The sequence below is a fragment of the Amycolatopsis sp. cmx-4-61 genome (assembly GCF_046548775.1).
Taxonomy (GTDB): Bacteria; Actinomycetota; Actinomycetes; order Mycobacteriales; family Pseudonocardiaceae; genus Amycolatopsis.
This window is the reverse complement of sequence record NZ_JAEBEI010000003.1, coordinates 187,114-210,409: the sequence shown is the minus strand read 5'-3', so window position 1 is coordinate 210,409 and position 23,296 is coordinate 187,114. Positions and strand designations below refer to the sequence as shown.

At 71.7% G+C, this 23,296-nt stretch carries 23 protein-coding genes; 4 read left to right on the top strand and 19 right to left on the bottom strand.

Going from position 1 to position 23,296, the window contains the following annotated elements; genetic code table 11:
* Positions 1–24 precede the first annotated feature (24 nt).
* Positions 25–906 (top strand): glucose-1-phosphate thymidylyltransferase RfbA, encoded by an 882-nt coding sequence (rfbA, locus tag ACLJOU_RS13345; protein WP_410567071.1) that lies wholly within the window; start codon positions 25–27, stop codon positions 904–906.
* A 73-nt stretch (positions 907–979) separates the two neighbouring features.
* On the opposite strand, the gene ACLJOU_RS13340 is transcribed toward rfbA, so the two are convergent.
* From ACLJOU_RS13340 to ACLJOU_RS13320, 5 genes are all read right to left on the bottom strand, one after another.
* Entirely contained in the window at positions 980–1,729 is a 750-nt protein-coding gene (locus ACLJOU_RS13340) for a thaumatin family protein (protein WP_410567069.1), read from the bottom strand.
* 40 nt (positions 1,730–1,769) lie between these two features.
* Positions 1,770–2,582 (bottom strand): glycoside hydrolase family protein, encoded by an 813-nt coding sequence (locus tag ACLJOU_RS13335; RefSeq protein WP_410567067.1) that lies wholly within the window; start codon positions 2,580–2,582, stop codon positions 1,770–1,772.
* 25 nt (positions 2,583–2,607) lie between these two features.
* Positions 2,608–3,021, bottom strand: coding sequence for a cysteine/serine endopeptidase inhibitor (locus ACLJOU_RS13330; protein WP_410567066.1), 414 nt, complete (start codon positions 3,019–3,021; stop codon positions 2,608–2,610).
* A 291-nt stretch (positions 3,022–3,312) separates the two neighbouring features.
* Positions 3,313–3,558, bottom strand: coding sequence for a hypothetical protein (locus tag ACLJOU_RS13325; RefSeq protein WP_410567064.1), 246 nt, complete (start codon positions 3,556–3,558; stop codon positions 3,313–3,315).
* 172 nt (positions 3,559–3,730) lie between these two features.
* Positions 3,731–3,973, bottom strand: coding sequence for an acyl carrier protein (locus ACLJOU_RS13320; protein ID WP_410567062.1), 243 nt, complete (start codon positions 3,971–3,973; stop codon positions 3,731–3,733).
* A 237-nt stretch (positions 3,974–4,210) separates the two neighbouring features.
* On the opposite strand from ACLJOU_RS13320, the gene ACLJOU_RS13315 reads away from it, so the two are divergent.
* Positions 4,211–5,437: a cellulose binding domain-containing protein gene (locus ACLJOU_RS13315; RefSeq protein WP_410567060.1), complete on the top strand. Its 1,227-nt coding sequence runs from the start codon at positions 4,211–4,213 to the stop codon at positions 5,435–5,437.
* A 42-nt stretch (positions 5,438–5,479) separates the two neighbouring features.
* On the opposite strand, the gene ACLJOU_RS13310 is transcribed toward ACLJOU_RS13315, so the two are convergent.
* From ACLJOU_RS13310 to ACLJOU_RS13280, 7 genes are all read right to left on the bottom strand, one after another.
* On the bottom strand, positions 5,480–6,871 hold the full coding sequence (locus ACLJOU_RS13310; protein WP_410567058.1) for a TfuA-like protein: 1,392 nt from the start codon (positions 6,869–6,871) through the stop codon (positions 5,480–5,482).
* Between the two features lie 42 nt (positions 6,872–6,913).
* Complete coding sequence (locus tag ACLJOU_RS13305; protein WP_410567056.1) at positions 6,914–8,110, bottom strand: YcaO-like family protein; 1,197 nt, start codon at positions 8,108–8,110, stop codon at positions 6,914–6,916.
* Positions 8,111–8,224: 114 nt separating this feature from the next.
* The gene (locus ACLJOU_RS13300; RefSeq protein WP_410567054.1) at positions 8,225–8,359 is read right to left on the bottom strand and encodes a hypothetical protein; all 135 of its coding nucleotides are present in this window, start codon (positions 8,357–8,359) and stop codon (positions 8,225–8,227) included.
* Positions 8,360–8,435: 76 nt separating this feature from the next.
* The gene (locus ACLJOU_RS13295) at positions 8,436–9,149 is read right to left on the bottom strand and encodes a class I SAM-dependent methyltransferase (RefSeq protein ID WP_410567052.1); all 714 of its coding nucleotides are present in this window, start codon (positions 9,147–9,149) and stop codon (positions 8,436–8,438) included.
* 110 nt (positions 9,150–9,259) lie between these two features.
* Positions 9,260–10,150: a helix-turn-helix transcriptional regulator gene (locus ACLJOU_RS13290; protein ID WP_410567050.1), complete on the bottom strand. Its 891-nt coding sequence runs from the start codon at positions 10,148–10,150 to the stop codon at positions 9,260–9,262.
* Between the two features lie 310 nt (positions 10,151–10,460).
* Positions 10,461–11,702, bottom strand: a complete 1,242-nt coding sequence (locus ACLJOU_RS13285; protein WP_410567048.1) for a PP2C family protein-serine/threonine phosphatase — start codon at positions 11,700–11,702, stop codon at positions 10,461–10,463.
* 290 nt (positions 11,703–11,992) lie between these two features.
* On the bottom strand, positions 11,993–13,600 hold the full coding sequence (locus tag ACLJOU_RS13280; protein ID WP_410567046.1) for a glycoside hydrolase family 27 protein: 1,608 nt from the start codon (positions 13,598–13,600) through the stop codon (positions 11,993–11,995).
* Between the two features lie 351 nt (positions 13,601–13,951).
* Between ACLJOU_RS13280 and ACLJOU_RS13275 the strand changes: the two genes are divergently transcribed.
* Positions 13,952–14,710, top strand: coding sequence for an ANTAR domain-containing protein (locus tag ACLJOU_RS13275; protein ID WP_410567044.1), 759 nt, complete (start codon positions 13,952–13,954; stop codon positions 14,708–14,710).
* Between the two features lie 111 nt (positions 14,711–14,821).
* On the opposite strand, the gene ACLJOU_RS13270 is transcribed toward ACLJOU_RS13275, so the two are convergent.
* Positions 14,822–16,261, bottom strand: coding sequence for an FAD-dependent monooxygenase (locus ACLJOU_RS13270; protein WP_410567042.1), 1,440 nt, complete (start codon positions 16,259–16,261; stop codon positions 14,822–14,824).
* Positions 16,262–16,376: 115 nt separating this feature from the next.
* Between ACLJOU_RS13270 and ACLJOU_RS13265 the strand changes: the two genes are divergently transcribed.
* Entirely contained in the window at positions 16,377–17,342 is a 966-nt protein-coding gene (locus ACLJOU_RS13265) for an Lrp/AsnC family transcriptional regulator (RefSeq protein ID WP_410567040.1), read from the top strand.
* Between the two features lie 159 nt (positions 17,343–17,501).
* Here the strand turns inward: ACLJOU_RS13265 and ACLJOU_RS13260 are convergent, their stop codons facing one another.
* The 6 genes from ACLJOU_RS13260 to ACLJOU_RS13235 form a co-directional block, all read right to left on the bottom strand.
* On the bottom strand, positions 17,502–18,947 hold the full coding sequence (locus tag ACLJOU_RS13260) for an ATP-binding protein (protein ID WP_410567038.1): 1,446 nt from the start codon (positions 18,945–18,947) through the stop codon (positions 17,502–17,504).
* Positions 18,944–19,636, bottom strand: coding sequence for a response regulator transcription factor (locus ACLJOU_RS13255; protein WP_410567588.1), 693 nt, complete (start codon positions 19,634–19,636; stop codon positions 18,944–18,946). Before ACLJOU_RS13255 ends, ACLJOU_RS13260 begins: the two co-directional genes overlap by 4 nt.
* Entirely contained in the window at positions 19,633–20,727 is a 1,095-nt protein-coding gene (locus tag ACLJOU_RS13250; RefSeq protein WP_410567036.1) for a streptophobe family protein, read from the bottom strand. Before ACLJOU_RS13250 ends, ACLJOU_RS13255 begins: the two co-directional genes overlap by 4 nt.
* Complete coding sequence (locus ACLJOU_RS13245; protein WP_410567035.1) at positions 20,727–21,491, bottom strand: ABC transporter permease; 765 nt, start codon at positions 21,489–21,491, stop codon at positions 20,727–20,729. Before ACLJOU_RS13245 ends, ACLJOU_RS13250 begins: the two co-directional genes overlap by 1 nt.
* Positions 21,488–22,390, bottom strand: a complete 903-nt coding sequence (locus ACLJOU_RS13240; RefSeq protein ID WP_410567033.1) for an ABC transporter ATP-binding protein — start codon at positions 22,388–22,390, stop codon at positions 21,488–21,490. Before ACLJOU_RS13240 ends, ACLJOU_RS13245 begins: the two co-directional genes overlap by 4 nt.
* A 124-nt stretch (positions 22,391–22,514) precedes the next feature.
* Complete coding sequence (locus ACLJOU_RS13235) at positions 22,515–23,198, bottom strand: TetR/AcrR family transcriptional regulator (protein WP_410567031.1); 684 nt, start codon at positions 23,196–23,198, stop codon at positions 22,515–22,517.
* Positions 23,199–23,296 lie beyond the last annotated feature (98 nt).

Sequence of the window (23,296 nt, the reverse complement as noted above, 5' to 3'; positions counted from 1 at the left end):
CCGTGCACCAGGTTTGGAGAGACCGTGAAAGGCATCATCCTCGCCGGCGGGACCGGCTCGAGACTGCACCCGATCACCCAGGCGACGTCGAAACAGCTGCTTCCCGTGTACGACAAGCCGATGATCTACTACCCGCTCTCGGTGCTGATGCTCGCGGGCATCACCGAAATCCTGCTGATTTCGACGCCCGAGGACCTCCCCAGCTTCCGCCGGCTGCTCGGCGCCGGGGAGCAGTTCGGGCTGAACATCGAGTACGCGCTCCAGTACCAGCCGAACGGTCTCGCCGAGGCGTTCCTCATCGGCCGCCGGTTCGTCGGCGATTCCCGGGTCGCGCTGATCCTGGGCGACAACCTGTTCCACGGCCCGGGTTTCTCCGGCGTGCTCGAGCAGGCCAAGTCCGACTTGGACGGATGCGTCCTGTTCGGCTACCGGGTGAAGGACGCGCACCGCTACGGCGTGGCCGAGGTCGACGCGGCGGGAAACCTGCTTTCCCTCGAGGAGAAGCCGGCCCGGCCCCGGTCGGACCGCGCGGTCACCGGACTGTACTTCTACGACAACGACGTGCTCGACATCGCCGCCTCGCTGAAGCCGTCCGCGCGCGGCGAGCTGGAGATCACCGACGTCAACCGCCGGTACCTGCAGCAGCACCGCGCGCGGATGGTCGACCTCGGCCGGGGTTTCGCCTGGCTCGACACCGGCACCCACGACTCGCTGCTGGAGGCCGGTCAGTTCGTGCGCGTGATCGAGGACCGCACGGGTGTCCGCATCGCCTGCGTGGAGGAGATCGCCCTCCGCATGGGCTACATCGACGCCGCCCACTGCCACGCGCTGGGGGAGAAGCTGGCGAAGTCGAGCTACGGCGAATACGTGATGAGCGTGGCCGAATCGATGTCCACGGCCTCCTGAGCGTGGGCACCGACGGCGTCCGGACCGCGCCGGGACACGGGCGGCGGGTACCGTCCGTGTCCCGGCGTCGAGGCTACGAACCGGCGTGGAAGGTGATGGTGAAGCCGGTGCAGGAAGCGCACTGGTACATCGTCTGGTTACCCGGCTCGGTGTCCTGTTTGGACCACGCGTACGCCTTGGGGCAGTGCGACTTGATCGCGTCGCTGTAGCTCGTGGGCGCGTCGCGGTTCGGGTTGACGCAGTTGATCAGCGCGCCGGAGGGGGAGTACTGCCGGTTCGCGGCCGGGCAGTAGGGCAGCAGGTTCTCCGGGCAGCCCGCCGTGCCGCACGACGCCGAACCCGGCGGCACCGCCGCGTTGACCGGCTCGATCGTGATCGGGACGGAGAACGCGTTGACGTAGCTGACGTCGTACCACGGGGCGAGGCCGTCGGCGGTGTCGAAGTTGAACTCGGCCAGGCTGGCCGGCTGCTCGCCGGTCGCGCAGTGGTCGGCGTACACGCCGCAGTCGCCGACCAGGCAGTGGAAGTCCCGGCCGGAGGTGCCCGTGCACCCCTGGCGGGCGAAGAACTTGCCCCGCCAGTGGCCGGGCGCGGACGTTTCGGGGATCGTGACGGTCGCCGACTGCCCGTCGGCCAGCGTCGGCAGGCTCGCGAAGTTGACCGACCCGTCGGCGTTCACGGTGCTGCCCAGCCAGACGGTCTGGCCGGTGTGGTTGACGAACGTCACCGTGTGGTTGCCCGCCGCGGTGGCCGGGCTCGCCGGCGAACCGGCGGTCAGGGCGACGACGAGCGCCGCGGCCGTGGCGAAGAGCCGCTTGAACATGCGGGATGGACCTCCGTTCGGTTCCGGTGCGGGTGGGGGATCAGCCGGCGGCCCGGTAGGCGGCGCCGCTGGCGTTCGGGGTGGTGCCCGTGTACAGGCCGGTCGGGGTGGTCGACGTCGAGAGCGAGAACCAGGCGTAGCGCTCGACGAACGGCAACCCGTTCAGCATCGCCGTGGACCGGCTGACGAAGTCGGCCTGTTCCGCCGCGGACGGGTAGCGCGGGGTCGGGCCGGAGAAGTCGATCAGCGCGTACTCGGTGACCCAGATCGGCCGGTGGTAGCGGTCGTACACCGCCTGCAGGTACGACTGCAGCTGCCCGGTGGCGGCGGTCGAGAAGTCGCCGCCGTACCAGTGCAGCGGGATGAAGTCGACGCGGTAGCCGCGCGCCGCGGCGCCGCTCATGAACCGGTCGAGCCAGCCGCCGGGGGTGTCCCCGCCGTAGGCCACGGCCGGCGCGCCCAGCCGCAGGCCCGTCGCCTGCAGCTGCGGCCAGAGGTCGAGCGCGGTCTCGACCGACATCTCGGCTTGGCCGGCCAGGTCGGGTTCGTTGAACGCGAGCAGGGTGCTCCCGGCCGCCTTCGCCTGCTGCAACTGGGCGGGGGTGACGGAGCCGCGGCCCCAGATCATCGGGACGAACTCCGTCCCGGCCGGTGCGGTGATGCCCTGGGGATCCGCGGCCCAGGTGTAGAACCACCGGGCGCCGACGTCGGCGAGGGCCGTGGTGACGCCGGCGAAGGCGGCCGCGCTGACGCCCTTCTTGGTGCCGGCCGCGGTCGCCGGGGCGGCCGGTCCGCCGGCGACGACCGCGGCGGCGACGGTCACGACGAGCAGGAGTTTCCTGAGCTGGTTCATGCCGGTTCTCCGCTGTTCCGCCGGGTCACGAGCGGACGAACGACCAGGTCACCGGGATGTTGCCCAGGGCGGGGTCCGCGAGCTGGGCGAACGCCGGCGCGCTCAGGTCGATGTGGGCGCTGTCGCAGCTCGGGCACTTGTCGGCCACGGGCACGGTGATGGTCCGGCCGTTGTAGGAGACCCGGACGGACACGCCCCGGCACAGCGGGTCGTTGTTCGGGTTGGCGGTGGTCCAGTACGCGGCCGGCGCCGCGACGAGCAGCTGGGTGGCGGCGTTGATCTGCGTGCCGCAGGCGCCGAAGCCGGCGTCGTTGTAGTAGGTGGCGCGCCCGTTGACCGGCTGGTCGAAGGGGATGTCGGCCCACGCCGTACCGCTCGTCGCCAGGGGAAGCGCGGCGGCAGCGGCCAGCGCGGCGAGCGACTTGGTGGTCTTGCGCATTTTCCGTCCCTTTCCCTCGTGGTGCGGACATGCTGGTGCCCAAGGGGGCTCGATGGTTCTTCGGATGGCAACCGCGAATTCGGAACCGTCACCGGTTTCCGCGTGGTGCCGCGCCAGATGATACTGCGCCGCGCAATACCGCGCTATGACAATAAATTGTCCGGACGACATTCGTTGTCAACGTTGACAAGGGGCGCAGGAACGTCCGATTCGAAATCTATTGAATGGCGCTTCCGGCATTCCGGAAAACGTCGACGGACCGGGGAGTGCCTGCGGTCGGCGATCTTCCCGTCACGTCGACGGGCTGTCGGTCGGCGAGCGGCTCCAGTCGAGGGCGGCGTGCCAGGCGGTGAGCAGCGCCTCGTCGTCGGCGTACGTCGGCGCGGGCCCGAACGGGATCCACGTCTCCCCGACCACGGCGCCCCCGTCGATGCGGTGGATGGTGATCCCCGGGTACCGGAGTTCCTCGCGGGCGTGGCCGGTGGTGATCGAGACGAACCGGACGTCGTGCACCAGTCGTACTTGCCTGTCCGGCATCGACCACGCTCCCTTCGGCTTCGACGTGGACATCGCGGGGCGCTCGCGTTTTGTCACACCTTGCGGCCCTGAACACCCCGGTCGGGTGATTTTTCCCCGATGTGCTCCGGTCGGGCCGGTCCCGGGTGGGAGCTCGTCGTCTCGCCTGGCCGGGCGAGACGACGAGCACGCGTCACGACACAGCCGGACCGGACTCCGAGCTCCCGGACAGCTGCTTGAGGAACTCGTGGCACTGCTTCGCCCGTGCCGAGTCTTCCTCCATGACCTTGCGGAAGAAGTCGGCGATGTCCTGGCGTCCCGCATTGTCGGCGTCCCGGACGTATTGGCCGTAGTCGTGCCCTGCCTTCAGGGCGTGGTACTGCACCGACACGAGGTCGAAGCTGACGTCGTCGAACCCGGTTTCCCCGGTGGCCATGGTGTCTCCCGTCGTTGCGCTGATACCGGCGCGGCCGATCGCGGCCGCCTTCCGCCGCGAGTACCCGGAGCCGACCGGCTGAAGCACGATGTACGCCCGACGCCGCCTGCCCCGATCGGGTGAAAACCACGGCGATCAGCAGACACATGTCTTGACGGGCGTACCGGAATGAGCACACAGTCCGGAGGCTACTGGGAGCGCTCCCACTCTGCTCGCACCCCGAACGAGGAGATCACTGTGCTCACGACGGATTCCCGTGTCCGGCTCACGACGGCGTTCGCGGCAGCAGTGGCGGTGACCACCGGGCTGACCGGGGGCGGCGCGGTGGCGGCAGCGGCGCAGGCCGCCGCCGGATGCCGGGCCGACTACGCGATCAGCTCGCAGTGGCAGGGTGGGTTCGGCGCGGCCGTGACGGTGACGAACCTCGGCAGCCCGGTCAACAGCTGGCAGGTGGCGTGGACGTTCGCCGGCGATGAGCGGATCACCCAGCTGTGGAACGGCTCTGCCGCCCAGTCGGGTGCGCAGGTGTCGGTGACCAACGCGTCGTGGAACGGTGTCGTCGCCAGCGGCGGGACGATTTCCTTCGGCTTCAACGCCACCTCCGGCACCGGCTCGGTCACTCCGTCGGCCTTCACGCTCAACGGGGTCGCGTGCACCGGCTCGGCGACGGAGCCCCCGCCGGCGGGCGGGGCCCTGGTGGACAACAACTTCCCGGTCACCCGGGAGGCCGCGTACGGCGACAACCGCTACACCGTGTTCCGCCCGTCGAACCCGCAGGCGGTGGGCGGGCCGATGCCGGTGCTGGTGTTCGGGAACGGTGCCTGCGCGCACACGAACAACAGCGAGGTCACCCGGGCGTTGACGGTCATCGCGTCGAAGGGTGTCGTCGTGGTGGACACCGGTTCGGCGGACGGTTCGGCCAACGGCGTACCGAGCGGCTCTCCGATCCCCTCCCTGCTCACCGGCGCGATCACGTGGGCGGAGCGGGAGCAGAACCGGTCCGGGGCACCGCTGTCCCAGCGGCTCGACCTGACGAAGGTCGCCACCGCGGGTCACTCCTGCGGCGGCCTCGAGGCCCTGGTCGCCGGGCAGGACAGCCGGGTGTCCGCCGTGGTGTCCCTGGACAGCGGTCTCTTCGCCGACGGTTCCTTCGGGTACTCCCGCGCCGAGCTCGCCCGGCTCCACTCACCGGTCCTGTTCCTGGCCGGCGGGCCCTCCGACATCGCCTACGACAACACGCGGGCGAACTACGACCTGGTCACCGTTCCCGCCGTGCTGGCCGTGCACCCCCAGGCCGGGCACGTCGGCTTCATCACCGGCAGCCAGCTGACCGACGGCATGACCACGGTCGTCCAGTTCCTCGACATGGTGCTCAACGGCAACGGGACGGCCCGCTCGTACATCCTGGATCCGTCCGGGCTCGCGTCCAGGTACCCCTGGACGGTCTCGAAGAAGAACTTCTGACCGGCCGGTGAGGTGCGGGACACGGCCGACCGGCCGGGTCCGCTATCCGATCCCGAGATGGACGAGATCCGGGTTGTAGCGCGCCAGCAGGTAGAAGGCGCGAGCTGCCATGGTCAAGCTGTCCAGCGATTCGAGTCCGCGGTCCATCGCGGCCAGCTCGAGGTCGGCCCGGGCGACTCCCCAACGCTGCGCGAACAGGTCGAGGATCTTCTCGGAAGACAGGTCGTTCACGTGGCGCTCCTGGTGCTCGGTGAACACCCGATCGTTGACCTCCCACGCGAGCTGGACGATGCGGCGGGCGTCCTTCCAGCAAGACCGGTCCCGCAGCCGCTGGATCGACAGTTCCTCCCAGGTCAGACCGGGATTCACCCGGAAACTGCGTACGAGGAACGTGACCAGTTGCTCGTCGGGGGTCAGGGTCTCCCGTTCGGTGTCGGTCAGCCAAAGCGCGAGGAACCCGAGCCGGGCCGGATCGGCCGGGAGCCGGTAGAGGCCACGGTGCTCGCTGTGCCGGAGCGCGATGTGCGCCGGGGCCGGTTCGTCGGCGGCGGGCGGAATCGTCCCGCATTCCTCGGCGCACGCCGTCGTCAGCGCACGGAGAACGACATCCCGGTGGAACCGGGGGTAGTCGTCCGCGAACAGCTGGCAGGCACGCAGCGCTCCGAGGTGCCCGTGGTGCGGGGAGTCGCCGATGTCGAGGCCCGACGCGGCTGTTTGCCACAGGTAGAGGAAGGACGTCCGGTTGACGGTGGGAACGCCGGGGGGTGTGGCGCGCTCGCCGTGGCCGGCCCGCTGCAGGGCGTCGAGCAACAGAAGCGCGTCATCGCGTTTGGGGTCGAGCCGGTGGGTGACGCAGTACTCACGGAGGCGGCGCACGACCTCAGCGTCGATTCCCGCTTCCCGCCCGGCCGCGACGAGCCCGCCGTAGGAGCGGCGTCCGAAGGGCCAGCCGGCGAGTGTGGCGACCAGCCGCGCCGCGGTCGCGCTGTCACAGGCACCGTCTTCCACCGCCCGGGACAGGGTGGCCCGCATGCACACCAGTGGTTCCGAGAGCGGCCGGTAGTCCTCGTCCGGAGTGCTGTGCAGGAGGGTGACTTCGTCGTCCGCCTCCAGCCGCCCGTCGCGGTAGTCCGCGTAGATCCGGCCGACTCCTTCCATGCCGAAGGAATCCAGTTCGGCGGCGCGGAGCGCACCCATGCTGGCGGCGCCGAGAACCCGGACGCCTTCGCTCAGCAACGCCAGGACTTCCTTGTGCCGGACCGCGCCGACCTGGTGGAAGTAGCCGTCGACGATGCCGACCACATCACCGGCTTCCAACGACAGCCGCGGGAGGTCGCCCGCGGACACGGGCGGCAACACCTCGACCGCCGGGTTCCGCGCGAGATCGGCGGCGTCCGGCAGGCTCGGGCCGACGAAGAGGATGCATCGGGGCATGGATCGTCCGCTCTGCTCGGGGAAACCAGGTTGGTGTGGTGGTCAGTGGTCCTGCAACGAAGTTCCCGGGCACACGACGTGCACCACCGGTATCGCGATGTCGGGTTGCGTCAGGTCGACGTACAACGGGGCGTGACCGGTGACTTCCCTGATTCTCTTCGCGACGTGTTCCACTTCCTCGTCCAGGGTGGGCAGCGGCGACGACTCGATGGCGTCGAACGGAAAGTCCGGATCGTCCTGACCGGCGAAGGGCGGGGACTCCGATGACCGCCGGACTCCGAAGACCCGGGCTTCCCGGTACGGCGCCTTGCCGATGTCGTCCCGCGCTCCCGCGATGGCCGTGGCGCGGGACTGCGCCGCTTCGGTGAGCGCGCGTGACAGGGCGACCGCTGCGTCCAGGTGAGCGCCCGCGCCGGCGAACGTCGCCGGGAACGCATCGCTCCAGATCCGTGCGTCGAACACCGGGATGCCGAACGGATTGTCCAGGAAACGCATCCGGACGTGCACGCGCGCCGCGCGATATCGTTCGAGGAGCGCCGCCAAGCCGGCGTTGCCGACGGTTTCCGGATCCACGGCGCGCGGCTGGTTCCCCGACGCCGCGCGCGCCATGGCATCGCGCTCGACGGTCTCGTACATGCCGTGCAGCAGCGCCTCGGCCCGGGTGTTCCCACTGGCCAGCCCGTTGCTGCTGGCTCGAAAGAGCGGCGGCAGCCATCGCCGGTCGAACCGGTAGTCCAGCCGAAGCAGATCCGCGGGCACCAGGGACGTGCCGGCACTGTCGACCAGGTGCGCCGTCCGCCAGGACAGAGTCGTGTCCGGATTGAGGTGGTGCCGCCCGGTCAGGGGGAGGTCCTGAACGCGATAGCCGACGACGCGCTCCACCTCGTCGACCGTGCCCACCTGCGTCGGGGCGGCCAGGGGATTCTCCGCGTGCCACAGCTCGACCGCCTCCATGGCCGCGGACACCCGGGCGAGTGTCTTGCTCATCCCCTTGCCCTGCGAAACCGACAGGGTGAGTGCGTTGGGCCGGACCGCCTGGAAGACCGGGATGCCGATCTCGTCGAGCCAGGTGACCTCCGCGACGCGGGTGATTCCGAGCCGGGGCAGCTTCGGCTGGATCCACTGCCACGTCTCCTCGGGGAGGCGGCTCCGATGCGTTCCGTCGAACACCACCTTGACCGAGCTCGGGTCTTCTCGGCCGGTGGCCGTTCCCTCGGCATGAGTCATCTGCCGCGTCATTTTCCTCCCATGCTGTCGGGCCGGCGAGGGGACCGGTTCCCGGCTTGGCCCCCGACACCGCGGACCGGGCTGGTGGCCCCGCTGAGGTCCGCGGTGCCACCAGCCCTGCGCGACTCAGCAGCCGCAGAGTTCGCTGTTCTCGTACGCCGCCTCGGTGAAGACGGAAATGTAGGCCGAGAACTGTTCGGGACGCGTGTCCGAGATCTCGGTTTCCAGTTCGGCGGCCGTGGGCAGCACCAGGGAGTTCATGTGCGTGTTCCTTTCCGTATCCGCATTTTGCGGTTTTCCCTGAAATTTCAGGGAAACTTGGGAGCGGTGCGGCGAGTCAGGTGGACGGAACCCGCTCGATCAGGGCGCCGTGCACCACGCCGCCCAGCCACGCCCTCCGGTCGACGATCCGCAGTCCGACCGATGAGCAGACCTGCGCAAGAGTCTCGGCGTCGACGAGCAACCAGGGAAACCACGCGCCGACTTCGTCGCCGAGCCGGAACCTCATCCGCACGTCTCCCGGATAGCGAGACGGCGAGTCGCGACCGTTCAGCCGTTCCGGCGGCAATTTGCTCCAGTCCGAACAGGTGAGGACAATGCGACCGGTTTCGTTCAGCCAGGACGACAGCCGGAGCAAAAACCCGGGTAACGCCTCGAGAGTGCCCGCCAATCCGCCGTTGCCGCCGAGGGCGAGTACGGCGTCCACCGGGTTCGACGGCTCGTAGGAGAACACGTCCGCCCGAACGCACGGCACACCGGCCGCCTTGGCCAGTGACACCGCGGCCGGACTGACCTCGACTCCGTGCCCACGCACACCTCGCCGCGCGAGGATCTCCAGATGACGGCCCGTCCCGCAACCGGCATCGATGACGTACCCGCCTCGCACCCAGTCGAGAGCCTCGGTATCGACGGGGTCGCTCACGCCGGGCGTTCGTTTCCACCATTCCAGCGGCTGGGGCATGGCCGGCAGGGTGCTGTGTTCGATTTCGACGAACAGTGCACCCGGCCGATGTGCGCAGCGCAATGCCCGATCGAGGAGACTGTCATCCAAACTCGACACCCCAAAGCATCAGTCGCGGTACTCCAGATGGACGGTGGGCTCCTGCCGGAAACGCTACGTCCGATCGGCCGGGTCAACCACGCACTATCGGTACGTGGATATCAGCCACGGAGTTCGGCACGGGGGTGCCGCGGCCGCTTGGCGAGTTCGAGGAGCCTGCCGACCCGCTGCCGGGTGGGTGTCCCGGAGGCGGCGTGCAGCGAGTACAGCCGCTGGCGTGACCGTGGACCGACCACCAGCGCGTGGTCGAAGTCCAGCCGACCGACACGCTCGTCCACCACGGTCACGATCGTCGAGGACGAAGGCTTGGACACCCGGTGCTCGGTCCAGATCCGCGCGAACTCCGCGCTGGCGGACCGAAGGCCGCCGACCAGTGCGGTCGCGGCCGCGTCGTAGCCACGCTCCGCCACGGCGACCCGGAGGCCCGCGACGTAGGCGCGGCTGATGGACTCCTGCTGGTCCGGTGGGTTGAGCATGGTCCGCCGCCAGCGGTGGGAGACGAACCAGCACCAGAACAGGTTCCCCTCCCAGGCGGGTAGCCCGGCGACCGGGCCGAACAGCGTGGTGTGCAGCTCGTTCTGCGTCAGGATGGTGGCCAGGTCGTCGGCGGCGAACGCGGGCGAAGTCACTTCTATCGCCCGCATGACCGACAGCAGGTGGCTGTCGACGGCACCGCCCGGCGCCACGGTCACGGGGCCGGCGTGCCCGGCCAGCAGGTGCAGGTAGGCGCGTTCGTCCGGGTCCAGCCGCAACGCGCGCACCAGCCCGGAGAGGATGGCGGTGGAGGGCTGCGGGCCACGGCCCTGCTCCAGCCGCTCGTAGTAGGTGGTGGACATGTTCGCCAGGCGCGCCACCTCGTCCCGGCGCAGTCCCGGTGTGCGGCGCCGTGGACCCCCGCGCAACCCCACCGCCTGCGGTGCCAACGCGTCACGCCGCCGACGCAGGAAATCAGCCAACGTCTCCCGCATGGTCGATTCGGTGTTCTCCTGCACGGGCTGCCCTCCCCTCCACCCCGGACGTGAGAAACCGACCTGGCAAGGACATGACCGCGGCGATTCGTGGCCTCCCCATGCCGATCATCGTCCGCCGCCGGATCGGCGCGGACGTGTCGAACATTAGAGATCCGACGAGGCGGAAACGTCACTCCTGAGCGGGCACCTGGATGTGGCTCTCGTGGGGGACAGAGCCGGACAAACACCGGAGTTCACCCACGGCCGGGATCCGCGCGCTTTCCGTCCGCAGGCGCGGCCCGCCGCGGCAGCAGGCAACATCGGCCCTCATCGCATGCGGTCGTCCGAAACGCTAGGCGGGGGAGGCGGTGTCCGTGTCGGCGCCGTTGTCGGCTTGGCGTTCGGTGCGGTCGGGTCCGTGCCAGTCCAGGCAGAGCACGGTGGCGTCGTCCTGCAGGTGACCGTGGGAGGCGTGCGTCACCGCCCTGGTCGCGGCCAGCACCAGCTCTCTCGTGTGCAACCCCGCGGTCCGGCGGATCAGCGCGGGCAGGTCGGCGCCGGCGGCGTCGCGTTCGAACATGCCGTCGGTGAGCAGCAGCAGCCGGTCGCCGGGGCGCAGGTCCAGCCGTTGCGTCCGGTACCGGTACGGCCGGACCCCGAAGAGCAGGTCGGATTCCAGCTCGACCGGCTTCACCACGCCGTCGCGCAGCAGCAGTGGCGGGGGGTGTCCGGCGTTGACCAGTTCGACCTGTCCCGTTTGCAGGTCGACTTCCAGCAGCTGCCCGGTCGCCAGTGCCACTTCGCCGCCGTGGTCGAGCAGCGCCTGGTTGGCCTGCTGCGCCTGTTCCACCAGTGAGTGGCCGGCTCGGCGGGCCCCGCGCAGCGCGCCGACCAGCAGGGTCGCGGTCAGTGCCGAGGCCACGTCGTGCCCGGCGGCGTCGGTGATGGACAGGTGCAGGGTTTCGCGGTCCAGGGCGTAGTCGTAGGTGTCGCCGCCGATGTCGTCGGCGGGCACCAGCGCGCCGGCGATGGTGAACTGGGCTGCTTCGCAGCAGGACGCCGAGGGCAGCAGCTGGTGCTGGATCTCCGCGGCCAGGCTCATCGGGGTGGTGCGCCGGCCGATCTGGTACCGGTCGGTGAAGCGGCGGTCGGTGACGATGACGTAGGCCAGCGCGTGCGCGGCCTGCCCCAGCCGGGCCAGCACCTCCTCGTCACAGAACGGCACGGTCCCCTCCAGGACACCGACGCAGTCCCCGCGGTTGGTCACCGGCAGCACCGCCCGCACCCCGCCCTCGGTCGGCTCCCGCGACGGTTGCTGGGTGCGCAGCACCCGCTCGTAGACGCTCCCGGGCAGATCGACCGGCTCCGGGGCGCGCCCGTCCGGGTCCTGGGCGGTCGAGGTCAGCCGCACCAGGTGTTGCTCGACGAGGTCGACCAGCAGGAAGGACACGTCGAAGGCTCCCAGCCGCTTCGCCAGGTCGCGCGCGACGACCTCGACCGACTCCACGGGCGGGGCGGTCTCGGCCGCCGCGAGCACATCGCCCGGTCCCAGCACCCCACCGTCCACGGCGACCTCCGACCATCCGGAGTCCACCCAACCACATCATCGACCCTGCTGTCCGGGCGCGAGACCACCGACGGTGCGGGCCGCCTGCGTTCGCGCTCACCCGGTCAGCGCACGCGAGGCCGCGGCCCTTCGGGAAACGCTGCCCGCACCGGTCGATGAACCGGGCCGACCGACCGCTCGGGAGCCATCCGCGGGGTGCCCGTCGCCGCCGGGAAGCCGAGCCTGCCGCGGCCGCCCACAGCTCCCGGAAGCGGGGCGGCCGCCGCAAGCTCGGTTTCAGCGCGTGGCCGCCGCGGCGCCGCGCGGGCGTGCGGGCGTCACGCCGCGGGGGCGGTCCACTGCTGGTTCGCTTGGCCGTTGCACGCCCAGAGGAGGACCTTGGTGCCGTTGGCGGTGCCCTGGTTGCTCGCGTCCAGGCAGAGGTTGGACTGGACGCCGGCGATCGTGCCGTTCGCGTTCACCGTCCACTGCTGGTTGGCCTGGCCGTTGCAGTCCCAGATGACCACGGGTGTCCCGTTGGCCGTGCCCTGGCCGGACGCGTCGAGGCACTTGTTCCCGTAGACGGTGAGCTGGCGGCTCGCCGTGCGGGTCCAGGTCTGGCCCGGGCTGCCCTGGCAGTCCAGCAGCTGCAGCTGGGTGCCGTTCGCGGTGGTCCCGTTCGGCACGTCGAGGCAGCGGCCGGACTGCTTGCCGGTGATCGGGCCGCCGCCGGTGGGGGTGCCGTCCGTGCCGGTGACGGTGAGCAGCACGGCCTCCCCGGCTCCGACGGTCGTGGCGTAGCTCGAGGCGAAGGTCCCGCGGTCGGCGCCGGCCCAGACGTCGCGGACGGCCGCCGAACCCGACAGGCCCAGTGCCGACCACCGGGCGGTGATGGTGGCGGCCGAGCCGGTGCGGTTGAGCAGGACGACGGCCCGGCGTCCGGTGCCGGCCAGCGGCTTCTGGTAAACCTGCAGGCCCGAGGCGTCCTCGGCGACCTTCGTGCCCTGGCGCCCGAGCGCGTCCTGGTCGATGGCGATCATCTCGCGGTTGGTCAGCGTGGCGCGGGTGGCGGCGCTCATTTCGCTGGGCTTGTTGCCCGCGATCAAGGGCGCGCCGGAGATCGCCCAGAGGCTCAGGTGCGTCCGGTTCTGCGCGTCGGAGAAGCCGGGCAGACCGGCGATGAGCATGTCGGGATCGTTGTAGTGGCCGGGACTCTGCGCGCTCGGGTGCTGGGCGGCGTCGAAGTTGGCCAGCATCCGCGACATCGACGGCCGCTCGCCCCAGTAGATGATGTCGCCGCTCGTCCGCCACAGGTTGGCGATGCCGGGCGCCCAGTTCCACGGCTGGTTGCCGCCCCACTCGCAGACGGAGAACGTCATCGGCCGCCCGGTCTGCGCGGTGGCACGCGAAATGGAGTCGCTGATCTGGGTGTAGGCCGTGCGCGCGTTGAGCCCTTCGGCGTTGCCGCCGCACCAGTCGACCTTCACGTAGTCGAAGCCCCAGCGGGAGAACTGGAGGAAGTCCTGGTCGTAGTGGCCTTCGGCGCCGGTGCCGGGGTAGGCGGGGTGCCCGGTGGGGTAGTAGTAGCCGCAGCCGTTGCGGCCGGCGTCGGTGTAGATGCCGGCCTTCAGGCCCTTGCTGTGGATGTAGGCGGTGATGGCGGACATCCCGCCGGGCCACTTGGTGGTGTCGACGGTGATGTTGCCGCTCGCGTCGCGGGCGCCGGTCCACCAGCCGTCGTCGATGTTGACGTACTCGTAGCCCGCGTCCTTCATGCCGGAGGAGACGATGGCGTCCGTCTGCTGCTCGATGGCGGTGTGGTCGATGGCCCCGGCGAAGGAGTTCCAGGAGTTCCACCCCATCGGCGGTTTCGTGATGGGAGCCGGCGCCGCGGCGGCACTCGACGGCGCCGCAAGGGAAATGACCGCGGCGACGAGTGCGCACACGGTCCACAGCGCACCGAGGTGTCGTGGGGGTGCGGCGAGGCGTGATTGCTTGTGCGACAACGGAAACCCCCATCGGCGGCGACGGCGACTGTGGCGAAGGTGTGAACGCTAACACGCCCCGGTGCCGGGCTCAACGACTTGCGGTGCTCGATTCTTTTCTGCAGGCCATTGGCCGTGAAACATTCATTTCCCCTTGAAACTTTCATTTCCGCGAAGCCGTCGCGAGGCATTTCTGGCAAACCTTCTGGTCACCGTGCGTCACCGACGGCTACCGGCACCCTGGTTTAGGGAGACGGCGAACCGGGCATCGATGCGCTGAACCGTGGCGCGAAGCGGAAGGGACCTGAGTTGATGCCCGTTCACGGCGGCACCGAAGAAACCCGCGGCGACGATCCGCGCGTGGTACGCCGGGTGGATGACGTGACCGGGGCGCTGGAGCAGCTGTCCGACGTCCTGGACCAGCACGAGGAGCTGGAGGTCGTGCTCCACCGGCTCTGTCACCAGGTCGTGCCCGCGATCCCGGGCGCCGACCTGGCGAGTGTGGCCGTGCTCGACGGCCGCCGGCTGCGCACGGTGGCGGCGACGTCGGACCAGGCCAGGGACATCGACCACGTGCAGTACGACGCCGACGCCGGGCCGGCGGTCGAGGCGGCCCGGACCGGCAAGGTGGTGCGGATCGCCGTGTCCGAGGCCGCTCTCCGGTGGCCGCCGTTCGCGGAGGCGGCCCGCACGGCGTCGGTCGGCAGCTACCTGTCCGCGCCGCTGTTCCTCGACGAGGAGTTCTCCGGCTCGCTCAACCTCTACGGGGTGGAGGGGCACGGCTTCAGCGAGCTCGACGCCGCGTTGCTGGAGCTGTACACGACGGCGGCCGAGGCCGCGATCCGGCAGGCCGAGCGGCACCGCAGGGCCCGCGAGACAGCGGCCGGGCTCCGGACCGCGCTGACCACCCGTGCGGTGATCGACCAGGCGAAAGGCATCCTGATGGCGGCCCGGTGCATCACCGCCGACGAAGCCTTCGCGCTGCTCGTCCAGCAATCGCAGAAGGAGAACCTGAAGCTGCACGCCGTGGCCGCGCGGCTGATCGACCAGGCATGCCGGCCGAGCCCCTGAGACCGATCAGGCTCACGCGGGCGCAAGCCGGTGCGCCGCCTGCGGGGTGCTGACCACGACCGGGCACCGGCGGCCTGTGCGGGTGGCCGGCCACGCCGGAACCGCTCGTGATCAGTGGGGCTCGCCGAACCAGTGGCCGAGTGCCGGTTCGAGGTCGTCCGGGTGGCCCGCCCAGCACACGTAACCGTCCGGCCGGATGAGCATCGGTTCCGTGTCGGCGCCCTGCCCCGCGCGGTCGATCCGGTCCGGCCAGAGGGCGGCGACCTCGGCGAACCGGTCGAGCGGGTCGATCAGGACGCCACGGCCGTGCCGCAGCAGCTCGTGCGACCGGACCGGGCCGAGGTCCAGGTCCGGCGCGGGCAGGCCGACGAGCGGCCCGTGACCGGCGCCCGGCATCGGGTAGCGGAGGCCCATCCCGGACAGTGTGTCGTCGAGGTGGTACTGGACGTCCCGCAGTCGCGTCAGGGCGGCGAAGAGGTCCATGGCGGCCGTCAGGTCCGGGTCGCCGGTGCCCTGCTGGTCCATCAGCAGGCTCTGCGCCTGGACGTTGCGCAGCACGGCGGCCGCGACCGGATGGCGTTCGGCGTGGTAGGTGTCGAGCAGGTGCTCCGGGGCCCAGCCGCGCACCGCGGCGCCGAGTTTCCACCCCAGGTTCAGCGCGTCCTGGATCCCGGTGTTCATGCCCTGCGCGCCGATCGGGAGATGGACGTGGGCGGCGTCGCCGGCCAGGAACACCCGCCCGTGCCGGTACTGCGCGGCCTGCCGGGCCGCGTTGGTGATGCGGCGGGCGTAGCGCAGTTCGAGCAGTTGCACGCGGGAGCCGAAGACGGCCCGCAATCCGTCGCGGATCTCGTCCTCGGTGACCGGGACCTCCCGGGGCCGTGACCGGCCCGGCCCACCCAGCGCGAGCCGCCGCAGGGGCCTGCCCTGCGGATCGACGCCGAGCGGGAACACCGACGCCCAGTGCCCGTCATCGCTGCGGGCGTGCGTCACCGTCTGGTCGTGGCCGCTCAGCCGGACGTCGGCGGCGACCGTGGTCATCGTGCCCGGCCTGCCGGGGAACGCGGCCCCCAGCAGCGACCGCACCGTGCTGCGGCCACCGTCGGCCCCGACGAGGTAGCGGGAGCGGATGACATCGCCGCTCGCGAAGGCCGCGGTGACCCCGTCCCCGTCCTGGGCGAGAGCGGTCAGTTCGTGGTTGCGCCGCACGGGGAAGCCGTGGGCGGCAAGGTGCCGCTCGAGGAAGCCCTCGATCACCACCTGCGGGACCGACCGCCACGGGTGGCGGTGCCTGTCCCGGGTGAGCGGGAGCGCGATACCGGCGAAGTGGGCGAAGCCGGTCGGGTGGTTTCCCGTGGCCAGCAACGGTTCCAGCAGGCCACGCTGGTCGAACGCCTCCTGCGTGCGCGACTGCACGCCGCCCGCCTTCGACAGCGTGCTGCGCTGTGACAACTTGTCGGCCAGCACGGCCGCCACTCCCGCCACGCGCAGTTCGTTGGCCAGCATCAGACCGGTCGGGCCCGCGCCGACGACGAGCACATCGGTGTCCATGGGTTCTCTCCTGGTTGTGTCGATCAGGACGGGAGCAACGCTCCGCCGGCCGGCGCAGTTCCGCCAGGAGCACGCCGGATCGAGCCGGTATCCGACGCCGGTTAGGGTCGAGCCGGTGGAATCCGACTACGACGAGCTGGATCGCCGGCTGGTGCACGCCCTGCAGATCAACGGCCGGGCCCCCTTCAGCACGATCGCCGAGGTGCTCGGCGTCGCGGACCGCACGATCGCCCGCCGGTACGCCCGGTTGCGGTCAGCCGGGGTGGTGCGGGTGCTCGGCGGCGTCGACCCGACCGCACTGGGCGCGGTGCTGTGGTTCCTGCGGGTGCGCTGCGCGCCCGCCGCGTCGATCCCGGTCGCCGAGGCGCTGGCCCGGCGCCCGGACACGTCGTGGGTGAGCATCACTTCCGGAGGCACGGAGATCACCTGCACGGTCCTGGCGGAGAGCGAGGCCGACAGCGAGGCACTGCTGCTGGCGAAGCTGCCCCGCACGCCCCGGGTCGAGGGCGTGACCGCACACTCTGTGCTGCACGCGTTCTACGGCGGTCCGGACAGCCTGGTCGCCAAGCTCGGGTCGTTGGACGAGGAGGCGATGGAGCGGCTGCGTCCGGCCCCGGTACCCCACCGGCCGGGACCGGTGCGGCTCGACGACGGGGATCGCCGGCTCCTCGCCGCGCTGGCCACCGACGGCCGAGCCGAGCTCGAGCGGCTGGCCGAGGTGACCGGCTGGTCGCCGACGACGGTCCGGCGCAGGATGTCCGAGCTGCGCGAACGCGGGGTGCTGTACCTGGACATCGACGTCGACGGAAGCATGTTCGGTGTCGGCCAGCGCACCCTGCTCTGGCTGTCGGTCGCCCCCGCGCACCTGGAAGAGGCCGGTGCGGCTCTGGCCGGGCACCAGGAGATCGCGTTCGCCGCCGCCACCACCGGGCCGACGAACCTGTACGCCAGCGTGGTGTGCGCGAACCAGCGGGAGCTGTACCGGTACTTGACCACCCGGGTCGCCGCGCTGCCGGCGATCACCCACGTCGAGACCGCGCCGGTGATCAAGACGGTCAAGAAGGCGGCGAACCGGGGGTAGCCCGAGTGCCCCGGCCGCCGGGTTCGCGTCAAGGCGGTGAGTTCGCGGGGCAGCCGTTGTCGCGGCACCACGACGAGCCGAGCGCCGCGCAGATCGGTGCGGGGGAGCTCCGGGGATCCCTTGAGCACTTCGGCCCGGCCGGGCGGCGGGCCGAGCCGTTCAGTCCTGATCGGACAGCGGCAGCGCGAGCCGGAAGCAGGCGCCGTCCCCGACCGCGGTCTCCAGCTCGACGTCCCCGCCGTGTGCGCGGGCCAGTGACCGCGCGATCGCGAGCCCGAGCCCCGCGTCGGCGCCGGCTGTGCGCGTCCGGGAGCGGTCGGCCCGGTAGAAGCGGTTGAAGACGCGGCTCGCCTGCCCGTCCGTCATCCCCGGGCCTTCGTCGGCCACTTCGAGCACCGCGCGGCCGTCCGCCGTGCCGACGCCGATGCGCACGGGCGTGCCCGGCGGGGTGTGGGCGGCGGCGTTGCCGACGAGGTTGGTGACGACCTGCCGCAGCCGGGCTTCGTCGGCGTCGACCGGGGCCGGGCCGGGCGGGCCGGAACCGCCGGGCCCGGTCAGGGAGACCACGCGCGTCGGGTCGAGCGCGCGCAGGTCGTGCCGGGCGTCGCCGGCGAGGGTGCGCAGGTCCATCGGGGCCCGGTCGAGCTGCTCCTCGGGTGCCTCGTCGAGCTGGGCGAGCAGGAGCAGGTCTTGGGTGAGCGCGGTGAGGCGGGTGGCCTCCCGGTCGATGCGCCGCATGGTCTCGTCCACATCGGACGGTCCGGTCAGCGCGCCCATCCGGTACAGCTCCGCCGAACCCTTGATGCCGAACAGCGGCGTGCGCAGTTCGTGGCTGACGTCGGAGACGAACGCGCGCATCCGCGCTTCGGACGCGGCCCGGTCGGCGAAGGCCCCTTCCAGCTGGCCGAGCATGGTGTTGAGCGACGCCGCCAGGTGCCCGATCTCCGTACCGGGCGCCGCGAGGACCGGGACCCGCCGGGTGAGGTCGCCGCCGGCGATCGCCGCGGCCGTGTGCTCGATCCGGCGCAGCGGCCGCAGTCCCCGGCCGAGCGCGAACCAGCCCGCCGCGGTCAGCACGACGAGCAGCGCGGCGCCGGTGGCCACGCTGCTCGTCCGCAGCTGGGCGATCGTGGCGTCGGCTTCGGCGAGCGGCGCGGCCGTGACCACCCTCCCGCCCCAGCGGACGGCCGGCCGGGCGACGGCCCGCCAGCGCTGCGACCCGTCGGCGGCGTCCAGGTCGACGGCCGTCCCGTCGGCGGGCACCGTGCGCAGGGCCTCGAGCGGCGGTAGCGTCGCGCCGTCGACCCGGGAGGAGTGGAGGCCGCCCGCCACCGCGCCGCCGGCGTCGAAGTACACGACGTACGGAGTGCCGAACAGCTCGAGCGCGGGATCGACGAGATCGGGCCGCACCGTGGGGCCGGCGGCCGGCGGCGGGCCCGCCGCGCGCGAGATCAGCTCGGTCATCGAGTGCAGCTGGCTGTCGAGGCGCTCGAGCTGGAAGCGTTCCAGCTGGTCGGACACCAGCGTGCCGATGAGGGTCAGGCCGGTGAGCAGCAGGCCCGCGGTGAGCAGCAGCAGCCGGGCTCGCAGGGAAAGCCGTCTCACCGCCGGGGCTCCCGCAGCACGTAGCCGACGCCGTGGACGGTCTGGATGAGCTTCGGCTCCCCGGTGTCGACCTTGCGCCGCAGGTAGGAGATGTAGGTGTCGACGATGCCGGCGTCGCCGCCGAAGTCGTCGCGCCACACCCGGTCGAGGATCTGCGCCTTGGACACCACGCGCCCGGCGTTCTCCACCAGGTAGCGCAGCAACCGGAACTCGGTGGCGGACAACCGGATCGGCGTTCCGGCGCGGGTGACCTGGTGGCCTTCGGCGTCGAGCGTGAGGTCGCCGACCGCGAGCACGCCGGCCGTGTGTCCGGCGGTCCGGCGGAGGATCGCGCGGATCCGGGCGATCAGTTCCGCCAGGTCGAAGGGCTTGGTCACGTAGTCGTCGGCGCCGAGGGACAGGCCGGTGACCTTGTCGGACTGGCGGTCCCGGGCGGTGAGGAACAGGACCGGCACCGGCGCGCCGTGGCCGGACCGCCGTTCGCGCAGCCGCCGGACCACCTCGAAGCCGTCCATGTCCGGCAGCATGACGTCCAGCAGCACCAGATCGGGCGGTTCCGCGGTGGCCGCGGCGACGGCTTCCCCCGCGGTCGCCGCGGACGTCACGCGGAAGCCGGCGAACCGCAGCGCGGCGGAAAGCAGCTCGCGGACCGTGGCCTCGTCGTCCACCACCAGCAGCCGGGACGTCATCGCTTCCATGCCCGCGAGGATACGGAGATCCCGTCGGCGAGCAGGCTGCCCGCGAAGCCCGCGGCGGCGCCACCCGCCAGCCCGGCCACCAGCGCGAGCAGCGGGTTCGCGGTCAGCCCCGCGCTGAAGACGGGCAGGGACAGGCCGAACGCGGAGACGGTGAAGTCCACGGAAACCCGGGACAGCAGCGTCATGACGGCGAGCACGACCCCGACCGCCGGGCCGAGCCGGACCGCGCTCGCCACCGCCCGGCGCAGCGGGTCGCCGGGACGGCGGCTCCGGACGGCGACGCCGCAGGTGAGCAGCACCGCCACCGCCACCCAGGACGCCGGGCCGCCCGGGGCGAGGTGCGGCGCGCAGGAGAGCAGGCCCGTGGTGCCGGCCGTCCACGGCACGCCGAGCCCCAGCACCAGGACGCCGGACACCAGCTGGGGCAGCACGAGCAGGACGGCCCCGGCGGCGGTGGCTCCGCCGAACGCCCAGGCGACGACGAAGCACAGCGCCGTGCCTCCGCCCGCGAGCCACCACAACGCCCGTGAGTTGCTTGTGCTGCACGGGAACCGCGTGATGAGGACGCAGACACCGACCACCACGAGCACCCAGACCACCGCGCCCAGCACCGTCGGCCCGGCCGCCACGGAAAACTCGCCCGAGACGGGCAGGCGCGGCGCACCGCCGGTCCGGACGCAGGCTCCGGTCGTGACGCCGGCGGGCACCGACAGCCTTCCTCGAGCCGCGAAGGTGAACCCGCTCAGCGCGACCGGAAAGGCGACGGCCGCCACGGCGCCGCGGACCAGGAGTCCCTCCTCGCGCCGGCGCAGCAGCAGCCGGCCCAGCACCACCGCGCCCACCAGCGAAACCCCGAGCGGCAGCAGGTGGAGGCTGCCGTGCACGGTCAGCGGGAGAGCGCTCGCCGGGTCCGCGCCGACGTCCGCCGAGCCGCCGACGGCCAGCGAGACGGCCGCCGCGGTCAACGCGCCCAGCCCGCCGACGCGGCCGGCGCCGAGGAGCGCCAGGCCGGCCGCGGCGACCCCGGCCATGACCAGCAGCGCGGCGCCGGCCGCGGCCAGTCCCCGGGCAGCCTCCCGCATCAGACGTCCCGGCGCCGGAAGGTGGCGAACGCGGCGGCCAGCACGACGGCGACCCCGGCGCACATCCCGGCCAGGTTCAGCCACGGGTGGGGGAAGTCCGGGTCGGGCACCGTCTTGAAGACCGCGGACGCACCGAGCGTCGGCCAGTAGAAGAAGAGCTTCTGCAGCCAGGACGGGAAGAGGCCGGCGAGGGCGGGGACCAGGAAGACGATCCCGACCAGGGTGGCGAGCGCACCGGCGGTGGCGCGCATGAGCGTGCCGAGCCCGACCGCGAGCAGCGCGATCGCCGCGAGGTAGAGCCCGCCGCCGGTCACGGCGGAGAGCACGCCGGGATCGCCGAGCCGCGCGTACGGCACCCCGTGGCCGGCGAGGACGGCCTGGCCGAGGAAGAAGGCGCCGAACATCAGCACCTGGCCGGCCACCACCGCGACGGCGACGGCCACGACCACCTTGGCCGCCAGCAGCCGGTGCCGCCGGGGTGTCGCGGTCAGCGAGGTCCGGATCAGGCCGGTCGCGTGCTCCGAGGTGACGACCAGGATGCCCAGCACCCCGATGACCAGCTGCGCGACGATGTACGACGCCAGGCTGCGGTTGGTGGGATCCCACGGTTCGTCGCCCGGGTAGTCCTTCGCGGCGGCGTTCATGGCGAGGGCCGTGACGCCGAACCCGACCGCGAACAGGCACGCCAGCGTGTACCAGGTCGAGCGCAGGCTGCGCAGCTTGATCCACTCCGCGCGGACGGAGTGCGTGAACGACACGCTCATGCGGAGGCCCCCTGGTATTCGACGCTGTCCTTGGTCAGTTCCATGAAGGCGTCCTCCAGCGAGACGCGCTGCGGCGTCAGCTCGGCGAGCGCGACGCCGTGGTAGGCCGCGAGCTTCCCGATCTCCGCGCTCGTCATCCCGGAGACGACGAGCGAGGCCTCGACCCCTTCCCGCACCGCGGCCCCGGCGGTGGCCAGCAGGCGCGCGAAGCCCGGGTCGGGCGTGCGGACGAGCACCGTGCCCTCGCCGCGCACGAGCTCGCTCACGGCGGTGTCGGCGACCAGCTTCCCCCGGCCGATGACGACCAGGTGGTCGGCCGTCTGCGCCATCTCGCCCATGAGGTGGCTGGACACCAGCACGGCCCGGCCTTCGCGGGCGAGGGTCCGCATGAAGTCCCGGATCCAGCGGATCCCTTCGGGGTCGAGGCCGTTCACCGGTTCGTCGAAGATCAGCACCTGCGGGTCGCCGAGCAGCGCCGCCGCGAGGCCGAGCCGCTGGCGCATGCCGAGCGAAAACCCGCCCGCCCGTTTGCCGGCCACGCCGTCCAGCCCGGTCCGGGCGAGGACTTCGCCGACCCGGCGCCGGGGGAGGCCGTTGCTCACGGCGAGGGCCAGCAGGTGGTCGCGGGCCGTCCGGCCACCGTGGACGGCGCCCGCGTCCAGCAGCGCGCCGACCTCCGTGAGGGGGACGGGCAGGTCCCGGTAACGGCGGCCGCCGACGGTGACCGAGCCCCGGGTCGGCGCGGCCAGGCCCACGATCATCCGCATGGTCGTGGACTTGCCGGCCCCGTTCGGCCCGAGGAACCCGGTGACCTGCCCGGGTGCGACGGTGAACGACAGGTCGTCCACCACGGTGTCGGGTCCGTACCGCTTGGTCAGGCCCCGGATTTCGATCGTCATGCGGCGAGCGTGGCCCGCCCGCCTGTCCGGTTCCTGGGAAGTTCTGGGAGAACTCTGAGAGGTCCACGGCCCGGGGGCGCCGCTGACGCGGGTTTCCCCGGGAATCGCAACCGGCGAGGTGGCGTCAGGGAGCTGACGGCCGCGCTTGCCGGTGCATGCGGCCGAGGCCGTCGAGGACGAGGTCGAGCCCGAACTCGAACTCGTCGGCGAAGGCGAACCCCGTCTTCGGCAGTTCCGTGACCACCTCGGCGAGGTAGGGGTAGTCGTCGAGGGCCGACGGTTGCCGGCCGGCCACGGCTTCCTGCCGTCGCGCCGCCTCCGCCGGGATGTCGCCGGCCAGGGTCTTCTCCTGGAGGGCGAAGCCGTAGATGTAGGCGTCCATCAGGTTGTACGCGTGCACGGCCATGCGGAAGGGGAAGCCCGCGTCACGGCGGAGGCACCGCAGCACGGCGTTGTGGTGGCGCAGGTTCGCCGGCCCCGGAGTTCCGGTCTCCATCCGGCCCACCGCCCACGGGTGAGCGAGCAGAGCTCGCCGCATCGACGCGGCGCGTACTCGCAGCGTGGTACGCCAGTCGACGTCGTCGGGCACCTCGACCTCGGCGAAGACCAGGTCGACCATGCCGTCGAGGAGCTCGCGCTTGTCCGCCACGTGCTTGTAGAGCGCCATGGGCACGACGCCGAGCCCGGCCGCCAGCCGGCGCATCGTCAGTGCCTCGAAGCCACCCTCGTCCGCCAGCTCGACGGCGGCGCGCAGCACCTTGGCGCGGTTGAGCCGGTCCCGGCCGGCGGCCGCGGCGGTGTCCTGCATCGGGGCCCTCCACCTCGTGGCCGGGGGTCCGGCCTTGACAGGTGTACATCGTACGCCTAGCTTTACCGCAGCAAAGGTGTACGACGTACACCTCTCGT

What these genes read in the sequence shown, in the direction of transcription:
- ACLJOU_RS13340 (WP_410567069.1), bottom strand. Translation starts at nt 1,729, where the DNA reads ATGTTCAAGCGGCTCTTCGCCACGGCCGCGGCGCTCGTCGTCGCCCTG.
- ACLJOU_RS13335 (WP_410567067.1), bottom strand. Translation starts at nt 2,582, where the DNA reads ATGAACCAGCTCAGGAAACTCCTGCTCGTCGTGACCGTCGCCGCCGCG.
- ACLJOU_RS13330 (WP_410567066.1), bottom strand. Translation starts at nt 3,021, where the DNA reads ATGCGCAAGACCACCAAGTCGCTCGCCGCGCTGGCCGCTGCCGCCGCG.
- ACLJOU_RS13325 (WP_410567064.1), bottom strand. Translation starts at nt 3,558, where the DNA reads ATGCCGGACAGGCAAGTACGACTGGTGCACGACGTCCGGTTCGTCTCG.
- ACLJOU_RS13320 (WP_410567062.1), bottom strand. Translation starts at nt 3,973, where the DNA reads ATGGCCACCGGGGAAACCGGGTTCGACGACGTCAGCTTCGACCTCGTG.
- ACLJOU_RS13310 (WP_410567058.1), bottom strand. Translation starts at nt 6,871, where the DNA reads ATGCCCCGATGCATCCTCTTCGTCGGCCCGAGCCTGCCGGACGCCGCC.
- ACLJOU_RS13305 (WP_410567056.1), bottom strand. Translation starts at nt 8,110, where the DNA reads ATGACGCGGCAGATGACTCATGCCGAGGGAACGGCCACCGGCCGAGAA.
- ACLJOU_RS13300 (WP_410567054.1), bottom strand. Translation starts at nt 8,359, where the DNA reads ATGAACTCCCTGGTGCTGCCCACGGCCGCCGAACTGGAAACCGAGATC.
- ACLJOU_RS13275 (WP_410567044.1), top strand. Translation starts at nt 13,952, where the DNA reads ATGCCCGTTCACGGCGGCACCGAAGAAACCCGCGGCGACGATCCGCGC.
- ACLJOU_RS13270 (WP_410567042.1), bottom strand. Translation starts at nt 16,261, where the DNA reads ATGGACACCGATGTGCTCGTCGTCGGCGCGGGCCCGACCGGTCTGATG.
- ACLJOU_RS13255 (WP_410567588.1), bottom strand. Translation starts at nt 19,636, where the DNA reads ATGACGTCCCGGCTGCTGGTGGTGGACGACGAGGCCACGGTCCGCGAG.
- ACLJOU_RS13250 (WP_410567036.1), bottom strand. Translation starts at nt 20,727, where the DNA reads ATGCGGGAGGCTGCCCGGGGACTGGCCGCGGCCGGCGCCGCGCTGCTG.
- ACLJOU_RS13245 (WP_410567035.1), bottom strand. Translation starts at nt 21,491, where the DNA reads ATGAGCGTGTCGTTCACGCACTCCGTCCGCGCGGAGTGGATCAAGCTG.
- ACLJOU_RS13240 (WP_410567033.1), bottom strand. Translation starts at nt 22,390, where the DNA reads ATGACGATCGAAATCCGGGGCCTGACCAAGCGGTACGGACCCGACACC.
- ACLJOU_RS13235 (WP_410567031.1), bottom strand. Translation starts at nt 23,198, where the DNA reads ATGCAGGACACCGCCGCGGCCGCCGGCCGGGACCGGCTCAACCGCGCC.